This window comes from Nocardioides sp. (assembly GCF_035703625.1).
Taxonomy (GTDB): domain Bacteria; phylum Actinomycetota; class Actinomycetes; order Propionibacteriales; family Nocardioidaceae; genus Nocardioides.
Genome location: NZ_DASSXS010000030.1, coordinates 1 through 7,888, shown reverse-complemented (window position 1 = coordinate 7,888; position 7,888 = coordinate 1). Strand labels below are relative to the sequence as shown.

The following is a 7,888-nucleotide window of genomic DNA, read 5'->3' as shown; positions in this document are numbered from 1 at the left end:
CCGCGGTCCGAGAGCAGCACCAGGCCGGTGTGGCACGGCAGCTCGCGGGCGGACTCGAGGTCGAGGGAGCCGTCGTCGTACAGCTCGTCGAGGTCGGCGGCGGCGACGTCGAGCTCGGCCATCCCGGTGTAGCCGGAGTCGGAGTCGCTGATCGCCTCGGCGCGGTACTCCTCGGCGTCGAGGCCGACCGCGGACGCCTTGATCCGCAGCGGCAGGTCCTTGGAGACCAGGGTGACCGCGCGCCCCTCGTTGGCGAGGTTCCGCGCGACCGCGAGGATCCGGGTGTCGTTGTCGCCGAGCCGGAAGCCGGACGGCAGCGACTCGGCGTCGGTGTGGTTGAGCTCGACCCGGATCGTCCCGCCCTCCTCGCCCACCGGCACCGGCTCGTCGAGGCGGCCGTGGGTGATCCGCAGCTCGTCCAGCATCCGCAGCGCGGAACGCGCGAAGAACCCCAGCTCCGGATGGTGCCGTTTGCCCTCGAGCTCGGTGATGACCACGACGGGCAGCACCACCTCGTGCTCGTGGAACCGCCTGAGCGCACCGGGGTCGGCCAGCAGGACGCTCGTGTCGAGCACGAACGTGCGGGCAGACGGTGTGGCGGCGCTGGTGGCCTTCGACTTCTTCGCCGTGGACGGCACGATGTGACACCTCCCGTTCCGACGAGCTTCCCCACTCGTCGTTACGACGGAAAGTACGCCGCCACGGCCCCCTACCTGCCACGACACGCCCGAACGGAGGGTGACGGGCGGGTGACGGGTTCACGGCAGCCGCTCGCGCCGCCTCAGGATCCGAACCGGCGCTCCCGCTGGGCGTAGGCCCGGATGGCACGCAGGAAGTCGACGCGACGGAAGTCGGGCCAGTACGCCTCGCAGAAGTAGAACTCACTGTGCGCGCTCTGCCACAGCAGGAACCCGCCGAGCCGCTGCTCCCCGGAGGTGCGGATCACGAGGTCGGGATCGGGCTGGCCCTTGGTGTAGAGGTGCTCGGCGATGTGCTCGACGTCGATCACCTCGGCGAGCTCCTCCAGAGTCATCCCCTTGCTGGCCTGCTCGTGGAGGAGGGCCCTCACGGCGTCGGCGATCTCACGTCGGCCGCCGTACCCGACGGCGACGTTGACCAGCAGCCCCGGGGCGTCCTGGGTGGCGTCCTCGGCGGCCTTGAGCTTCGCCGCGGTGGACGCCGGGAGCAGGTCGAGCGCCCCCACGGGGTGCAGCCGCCAGCGCCCGGCCTCGGCGAGCGTGGCCACCGCCCCCTCGATGATCGACAGCAGGCCGGCGAGCTGCTCGGGCGGCCGGTTGAGGTTGTCGGTGGAGAGCAGCCACAGCGTCACGACCTTGACGCCCACCTCCTCGCACCAGTCGAGGAGCGGTTCGATGTTGGCCGCGCCGGCCTGGTAGCCGTGTGCGGTGTCGGCGCCGACGGCCTTCGCCCAGCGCCGGTTGCCGTCGAGCATGACGCCGACGTGCTGGGGGATCTGGTCGGCCGGCAGGGCCTTGACCATGCGTGACTCGTAAGCGGGGTAGAGCATGCGTCTGATCCCGCTCTTCCAGTCCGTCACGCCTCCGATGCTACTGCCGTGCTCAGGGGCCCGTGATCGGGTGACGTGCGCCGCGTCGAGGTTTCCCGTGACCCGTACTCGGGTAGGTTCTAGCGCAATGAACAACGCCATCCGCTCCGGCCTGGACCATGTCGTCGAGAACGTCACCGAGACGCTCCACGACGTGAAGCCGAAGCTCCGGGGCTGGCTGCACCTGGGGATCGTCCCGCTGACGGTCGCCGCCGGGATCGTGCTGATCGCGCTCTCCCCCACCGAGACGACCCGGATCGGCTCGAGCGTCTTCGTGGCCTCGGCGCTGATCCTGTTCACCGTCTCCGCGATCTACCACCGCGGCACCTGGTCGCCCCGCACCTGGACTCTGCTGCGCAGGTTCGACCACTCCAACATCTTCATCCTGATCGCCGGGTCCTACACCCCGTTCACGCTCATCTTCCTCGACGGCAAGGACCAGGTCGTGCTGCTGGCGACCGTGTGGACCGGGGCCGTCCTCGGCGTGCTGTTCCGCATCTTCTGGACCGACGCTCCGCGTTGGCTGCACGTCCCGATCTACTTCGCCCTGGGCTGGGCCGCGGTGTTCTTCCTCCCACAGTTCGCGGACGGTGTGTCCCGGATCGGGATGGGCACCGGCGTCGCCGCGCTCGTGCTCGTCGCCGCCGGCGGCATCTTCTACACCCTCGGCGGCGTGGTCTACGGGTTCCAGCGACCCAACCCCTGGCCGAGGTGGTTCGGCTTCCACGAGGTGTTCCACACGTTCACGATCCTCGCCTTCGTGAGCCACTACGTGGGCGTGTCCCTGGCGACGTACTCCCTGCGCTGACCACCTCCTGATGCGCGCGGTCAGGCGGGTCGTCCTGGAGTTGCTCGGCTGGGCTCTCGTGATCGGCGGCATCGCCGCACTGGTGCTCCCCGGGCCCGGCCTGCTCGCCCTGTTCGCCGGCCTCGCCCTGCTCTCCCAGCAGTACACGTGGGCCGAGCGGCGGGTGGAGCCGGTCAAGGAACGCGCCCTCAAGGCCGCCGCCGACGGGGTGGAGACCTGGCCCCGCATCCTGTTGTCGCTCCTCGGCGTGCTCTGGCTCATCGGCACCGGCGTCATCTGGGCCGTGCGACCCCCTGCCCCGGAGTGGTGGCCGTTCGCGGAGCGCTGGTGGCTGCTCGGGGGCTGGGCGACCGGAGTCACCCTGGTCGTCTCGGGACTGGCGGCCGGCGCAGGAGTCCTCTACGCCTACCGCCACTACCGGTCCCCCCGCTAGCGCACCACCCGATCAGCGCTCGCGACGGACCCGGCGCCGCAGCTGCAGGATCCGCAGGGCACCAGCGATGACAGCCACGATCATGCCGCTGGTGGCGGCGATCAGGAGCGCGACGGCCAGCGGGGCCTGGCCCGACCAGCCGAAGAAGGCGACCTGGACGTCCTGGGTGTTCTGGCCGATGAAGATCACCAGCAGGAGAAGCAACACGACCAGCCCGATCACAGCCACCCAGGTGGTGCTCGTGCGGGAGCCGCGCAGCGGATCGGTGCCCCCCGCGGGGGTGGACGGCTTGGTCTGTTCCTGGTCGGTCATCTGGGATCCCCCTCGTCGGCGCTCCTCCAGCCTAGGTCAGCGGGGTCCGTCACCGGGCGCTCGCACACCAGTCCGCGGCACACGTACGCCGCCGGACGGCCGTCCACCGCGGTCCGCCCGCTCAGGAGCGGGATGTCGTCGCGCGGCCCGTCGCTGACGACGACCACCGACCCGAGCATCCGGCGCGCCCGGTCCTCGAGGGCGCGGCGCTCGGGCCCGGACGGGCCCACCACCGCGATCTCGAGCGGCCCGTCGAGCATGGCCTCGGCGGCGGCGAGCGACCAGCCCGCGAACCGGGGAGCACGATCGGCGAGGACACGGGTCGTGGCCAGCGCCTCCTCCGCGGCCTGACGGTGCCGTCCGGAACCGGTGAGGGCGGAGTACGACGCCAGCGCGTGGACCATGGCGGACAGCCCCGACGGGCTGGCGTTGTCGGAGGGGTCCCGGGGCCGGGCCACCAGGGCCTCGGCGTCGTCCGCGGTGTCGTAGAAGCCGCCGTCGTCGGCCCGGAAGTGATCGAGGGCGACGTCGAGCAGCTCGCCCGCCGGGGCGAGCCACCGGGACTGGCCGGTGGCCTGGACGAGGTCGAGCAAGCCGGCCGCCACGCACCCGTAGTCGTCCAGCACGCCGGCCGGGGAGCCCGCGACGCCGTCCCGCGAGACCCGGCGGAGCCGACCGTCGACGAGATGGGTACGCAGCAGCAGCTCACCGGCCGCGACGGCGGCGTCGACGTAGGCGGGGATCCCGAGGACGGTGCCCGCGACGCAGAGGCCGCTGATGGCCAGGCCGTTCCACGCCGCGACCACCTTGTCGTCCCGGGCCGGCCGCTCTCGTTGCTCGCGCGCCTCGCGCAGCCGGCGCCGGCAGTCGAACCACCGCTCGAGGTCCTCGGGGTCCTCGCGCAGCTGGAGGGTGGACGCACCGTGCTCGAACGTGCCGGTCTCGGTCACCCACAGCAGACGGGCCGTCCACGGACCGTCGTCCGGGCCGAGCACGTCGACGAGCTGCTGGGGGGTCCACACGTAGAACGTCCCCTCGGCACCCTCGGAGTCGGCGTCGAGGGCGGAGGCGAAGCCGCCCTCGGGCGTCCGGAGCTCACCGAGGAGGAAGTCGGCGATGCCCTCGGCCGCCCAGACCCCGATGTCGCTGTCACCCACGCCGGCCCACTCGGCGTAGACCCGCAGGAGCTGGGCGTTGTCGTAGAGCATCTTCTCGAAGTGGGGCACCATCCAGTCGGCATCGACGCTGTAGCGGGCGAAGCCGCCAGCGAGCTGGTCGTGGATGCCGCCGCGGGCCATCGCCTCCAGCGTCCAGGCCGCCATCAGCCCGGCCCGGTCGGTGCCGTGGCGGAGCAGGAACTCGAGCACCATCGACGGCGGGAACTTCGGGGCGCCCCCGAAGCCGCCGCGCTCGGCGTCGTAGTCCTGCTCGATGTGCGCGACGGCCGCGTCGAGGACGTCGCGGTCGAGGCTGCCGGAGGGCAGGGTCGCCGTGCGCCGCAGGTGCTCGCGCAGGTCGCCGGTCACCCGGTCGATGTCGTCGCGCCGGTGCTGCCAGGCCTCGGCGAGTGCCTCCAGCACCTGCCGGAAGGCCGGCTGACCCTGCCGGGGCTGGTCGGGGAAGTAGGTACCGGCGAAGAACGGGTTGCCGTCGTGGTCGAGCACGCAGGTCATCGGCCACCCGGCGTGCCCGGTCATCGCGGTGGTGGCGGTCATGTACACCGCGTCCACGTCGGGTCGTTCCTCACGGTCGACCTTGACGCTGACGAACCGCTGGTTGAGGTAGTCCGCGGTCGCCTGGTCCTCGAACGACTCGTGGGCCATCACGTGGCACCAGTGGCACGCGGCGTACCCGACGCTCAGGAGCACCGGGACGTCGCGCCGGCGCGCCTCCGCGAAGGCGTCCTCCCCCCACTCCCACCAGTCGACGGGGTTGTCGGCGTGCTGGAGCAGGTAGGGACTGGTCGCGCCCGCCAGGCGGTTCGCCATGCCATCACTCCTGTCCCGGAAGGGCTCCGGACACCTCCCGACCACCCGAGTGTGACGCAGACCGGGTGGCGCCTTCACGCCGCGGTGTTCGCGGACCGAACTTCCGGGGCCACCAGAACCACTCCCCCAGGCCGACCGCGATGGCCGGCACGAGCACCGTCCGCACCAGCAGCGTGTCGAGCAGGACACCGATCCCGATCACCACGCCGAGCTGCGCCAGCACCACCAGGGGGAGCACGCCGAGCACCGCGAACACCGCCGCCAGCAGGATCCCGGCGCTGGTGATCACCCCGCCGGTCGCCGTGAGTGCACGGAGCATCCCGTCCCGGGTTCCGCTGCCGGGCGACTCCTCGGCTGCCCGGGTGACCAGGAAGATGTTGTAGTCGACGCCGAGAGCGACCAGGAACAGGAACGCGAGCAGCGGCATCCCGACGTCGATCGCCTCGAAGCCCAGCAGCCCGGTGAACACCCACCAGGAGACCCCGAGAGCGGCGAGGTAGGTCCCCACGACGGTGGCGACCAGGATCAGCGGCGCGACCACCGACCGCAGGAGCAGCATCAGGACGACCAGGACGAGCAGCAGCACCAGGGGGATCACCACCCTGCGGTCGCGGGCGGCTGCATCCGCCTCGTCGATCGCCTCCGCCTCGGCGCCGCCGACGTAGGTCTCGTCGTACCCGCCGAGCGCGGAACGCAGGTCGAGCACCGCCTGCTCCGCGGCAGCGCTGCCGGGCACCGCGTCGAGGACGACGGTCAGCCGGCTCCAGCCGTCGGTCCCCGCCACCGCCGGTCCGGGTGCCGCGCGCGGGACCGCCGCGACGGTCTCGGCCACCTGGTCGGGATCCTCGGCGGTGACGACCACCGTGGGCTCGGACGCACCGGCCGGGTAGCTCTCCGCGAGCCGGTCGGCCGCCGCGATCGCCTCCGGCTCGTCGAGGAACTGCTCGGAGGTGGAGAGTCCCGTCTCCACCTGGGTCAGCCCGGCCGCCATCACCGCCAGCAGCAGCACCGAACCGGCGACCAGCCGGCCCGGCACCCGCCCGACGACGCGGCCGACCCGTCCCCAGAAGGAGTTCGACTCCACCAGCGTCTGCTGCCCCACGCGTGGCACGACCGGCCAGAACACCCATCGGCCACAGAGCACCAGCGCCGCGGGCAGGAGGAGCAGGGCTCCGGCTGCGGCCACCACGATGCCCACCGCGCTGGCCACACCCAGACCGCGCGTCGTCGGGAACGAGCAGAGCAGCAGCGTGAGGACGCCGACCACGACGGTCGAGGCGCTGGAGAGCACCGCCTCGGCGGTCCGCCGCCAGGCCCTGCGCATCGCGGCGTAGCGGTCCTCGTGGAGGCGCAGCTCGTCCCGGTAGCGCGAGATCAGCAACAGCGCGTAGTCGGTTCCGGCGCCGAACACCAGCACCGAGAGGATGCCCACCGTCGACTCGTCCCACGGGATGTCGACCGCGGCGAGCGTCTGGGTCGCCAGGACGGCGGCCAGCCGGTCGGCGAGCCCGACCACCGCGAGCGGGATCACCCACAGGATGGGGCTGCGGTAGGTGAGGATCAGCAGGACCGCGACCACGCACGCGGTCACCAGCAGCAGGCGGGTGTCGGCTCCGTCGAAGACCGCCGACAGGTCGGCCTGGATCGCGGCCGGACCGGTGACCTGCGCACTCACGCCCTCCGGCAGGTCTCGGGCGACCTCGGTGCGGAGCTCGGCAACCCCGTCCGAGATCGCCGCCGAGCCGGTCCCGGGCACGGTGGTCACCCCGATCGCCGCCGTACCGTCGTCACTCAACCGGAGCGGTGCGGGACTCCCGGTGGCCTCGCCGAAGCCACGTTCGAGACTGGCGACATCGGCCGGCGACAGCGTCCCGGTCTCGGTGGCATAGAGCACCACCGCGGCCTGCTCGCCGCCGTCGGTGAACTTCGACTGGAGCTCCAGCACCCGGGTGCTGTCGGCGCCCACGGGCGCGGTGTCGGTGACCCCGGGCGTCAGTTCCGCCTCGCCCAGGACGCCGATCAGCACGCCGGCGCCGAGGAGCCCGAGCAGGACGGCGGCAACGGCGCGCGCCGGGGTGAGCCCACGAGCATCGGCACTCATCTAGAATTACCTCACAAGGTTTCTCACAAGATTGCTAAGTTGGTGAATGATTCTAGCGCATCGTCGTCGCCGCGCTCGGCCGAGGAGCATGCCGGTCTTCCGAGCGAGGCGCTGCAGACGAGCACCCTGCTGGCGCTGCGCGAGCTGCTGGACGTGGCCGGTCGCGTCGGCCCGACCGTGGCCCGTCGGGCCTCCCTCAGCCACACCGAGCTGCAGACCCTGGAGCTGCTCTTCGAGGGGCCGATGGGTCCCGCGGACCTGGCCCGCCGCCTCGGGGTCAGCACCGCCGCGTCGTCGGGGATCGTCGACCGCCTGACCGCACGCGGTCACGTGGTGCGCGTCCCCCACGAGTCGGACCGGCGGCGTACCCACGTGACCATCACGGAGTCCGGGGCGGCCGAGATCATCGGCCACCTCACCCCGATGTTCACCGCCCTGCACGAGCTCGACTCCGGTCTCGACGACCAGCAGCGCCAGGTGGTCGAGACCTACCTCCGGGGGGCCATCACGGCCCTACGCCGGCTCCTGGCCTGACCTGGTACTCGATCGTGGCGCGGTAGCGATCGCCGGGCTCGAGCACGGCCGAGGGCCACTCCGGATGGTGGGGCGAGTCGGGGAAGAGCTGGGGCTCCAGGGCGATGCCGTCGCCCTGCCGGTAGAGCCCCCCGCTGGTCGAGGG

At 72.1% G+C, this 7,888-nt stretch carries 9 protein-coding genes; 3 read left to right on the top strand and 6 right to left on the bottom strand.

The annotated features are described in order from the left end of the window. Together VFN12_RS01315 and VFN12_RS01310 are read right to left on the bottom strand one after the other, a co-directional pair. Nucleotides 1-638 (bottom strand): PIN domain-containing protein (locus tag VFN12_RS01315; protein WP_325116737.1); only part of this gene is annotated, 638 nt, incomplete at its 3' end. 143 nt (nucleotides 639-781) lie between these two features. Next, on the bottom strand, nucleotides 782-1,528 hold the full coding sequence (locus tag VFN12_RS01310) for an isoprenyl transferase (protein WP_325116739.1): 747 nt from the start codon (nucleotides 1,526-1,528) through the stop codon (nucleotides 782-784). Nucleotides 1,529-1,655: 127 nt separating this feature from the next. Between VFN12_RS01310 and trhA the strand changes: the two genes are divergently transcribed. After that, nucleotides 1,656-2,375 (top strand): PAQR family membrane homeostasis protein TrhA, encoded by a 720-nt coding sequence (trhA, locus tag VFN12_RS01305; protein WP_325116736.1) that lies wholly within the window; start codon nucleotides 1,656-1,658, stop codon nucleotides 2,373-2,375. A 10-nt stretch (nucleotides 2,376-2,385) separates the two neighbouring features. Beyond that, entirely contained in the window at nucleotides 2,386-2,808 is a 423-nt protein-coding gene (locus VFN12_RS01300; protein WP_325116735.1) for a PGPGW domain-containing protein, read from the top strand. 12 nt (nucleotides 2,809-2,820) lie between these two features. Here the strand turns inward: VFN12_RS01300 and VFN12_RS01295 are convergent, their stop codons facing one another. Genes VFN12_RS01295 through VFN12_RS01285 form a run of 3 tightly spaced genes read right to left on the bottom strand, consistent with a single transcriptional unit; the run spans nucleotide 2,821 to nucleotide 7,209 of the window. Further along, on the bottom strand, nucleotides 2,821-3,120 hold the full coding sequence (locus VFN12_RS01295) for a LapA family protein (protein WP_325116734.1): 300 nt from the start codon (nucleotides 3,118-3,120) through the stop codon (nucleotides 2,821-2,823). Continuing rightward, nucleotides 3,117-5,108, bottom strand: coding sequence for a thioredoxin domain-containing protein (locus VFN12_RS01290; RefSeq protein WP_325116732.1), 1,992 nt, complete (start codon nucleotides 5,106-5,108; stop codon nucleotides 3,117-3,119). Before VFN12_RS01290 ends, VFN12_RS01295 begins: the two co-directional genes overlap by 4 nt. Before the next feature lie 4 nt (nucleotides 5,109-5,112). Then, nucleotides 5,113-7,209, bottom strand: a complete 2,097-nt coding sequence (locus tag VFN12_RS01285) for an MMPL family transporter (protein WP_325116731.1) — start codon at nucleotides 7,207-7,209, stop codon at nucleotides 5,113-5,115. A gap of 42 nt (nucleotides 7,210-7,251) precedes the next feature. Here VFN12_RS01285 and VFN12_RS01280 point away from each other — a divergent pair, with 42 nt between their 5' ends. Further along, on the top strand, nucleotides 7,252-7,743 hold the full coding sequence (locus tag VFN12_RS01280; RefSeq protein WP_325116730.1) for a MarR family winged helix-turn-helix transcriptional regulator: 492 nt from the start codon (nucleotides 7,252-7,254) through the stop codon (nucleotides 7,741-7,743). Here VFN12_RS01280 and VFN12_RS01275 read toward each other — a convergent pair. Continuing rightward, the coding region (locus VFN12_RS01275) for a hypothetical protein (protein WP_325116738.1) at nucleotides 7,715-7,888 on the bottom strand (174 nt) is incomplete at its 5' end. The genes VFN12_RS01280 and VFN12_RS01275 overlap by 29 nt on opposite strands.